Below are 918 nucleotides of genomic sequence, written 5' to 3'. Positions count from 1 at the left end.
GTCTCCGTCGCACAGTCGGGCAAGATCGTCGTGGACGCCTTGCGGCAGGCGAAGCAGCCTGACTACGCTCGGTCGTCCTCCCAGTGAACCGGCGGTGCATGGGGGTGGTCCGGCAGGGGCATGAGGTTGCGGGGGGTCGGCGCACCGACGAGGTGACGCGTGGTGGAAACTGTCTGGTGGGCACGGACGTTGTGAGGGTGTCCGGGTCGGCCGGTGTCGGCAATCAGGGTTCGTCCTGCCCCACGGGCGGGTCTGTTTCGGTCAAGGGGAATCGCCCGTGAAGTTGTTTGCGAAGTGGTTCGGCAAGAGCGCGCGAGAGGGCGGCGACAACGCGACCGCTCGTCATCGCGCACAGCCTGACGCACAAGGTCAGCGGCCGCTGTTCCGGGACCAGGTGGCTGGTCCGGGCGGTGACATTTCGGGAGGCCAGGGCGCGCCGTCAGTTGACCCTGCCCAGTCCCGCGGCATAGGTTTCGGGCAACCGTCAACCTCAAGTACGGGTGGAGAGTTTGCTCCCGGCCCGTACGCGTCCAATGCCCCGNNCGCTTCTGTTCCAACTGCGGTGCGCCGCTGCGTCCCGGAGCCGTGCCCGAGCGCGCGTCCGAGACGACGTCCACGATCTCGATCTCCGGTCTTGAGGCCTACGACGCGGAGGCGACCGGCCAGACGCCGATGCCGCTGCTGTCGCCCGAGGCGCAGGCCGCGGTGGACGCGCTCCCGGCGGGCTCGGCCCTGCTGGTGGTGCGCCGTGGCCCGAACTCGGGCAGCCGCTTCCTGCTCGACGGCGACCTGACCACGGCCGGCCGCCATCCGCAGAGCGACATCTTCCTGGACGACGTGACCGTCTCGCGTCGCCATGTGGAGTTCCGCCGCTCGCCGGACGGTTCGTTCACCGTCGCCGACGTCGGCAGCCTGAAC

General features: G+C 69.5%; 2 pseudogenes. Both read left to right on the top strand.

Annotation, left to right across the window (positions count from 1 at the left end):
* Positions 1–87, top strand: a pseudogene (locus CCN72_RS41760) (DUF881 domain-containing protein); the annotation flags it as partial.
* Positions 88–543: 456 nt separating this feature from the next.
* A pseudogene (locus CCN72_RS41605) lies at positions 544–918 on the top strand (FHA domain-containing protein); the annotation flags it as partial.

Source organism: Streptomyces murinus (assembly GCF_002154555.1).
Lineage (GTDB): Bacteria > Actinomycetota > Actinomycetes > Streptomycetales > Streptomycetaceae > Streptomyces > Streptomyces murinus.
This window is presented reverse-complemented; position numbering and strand designations above follow the sequence as displayed.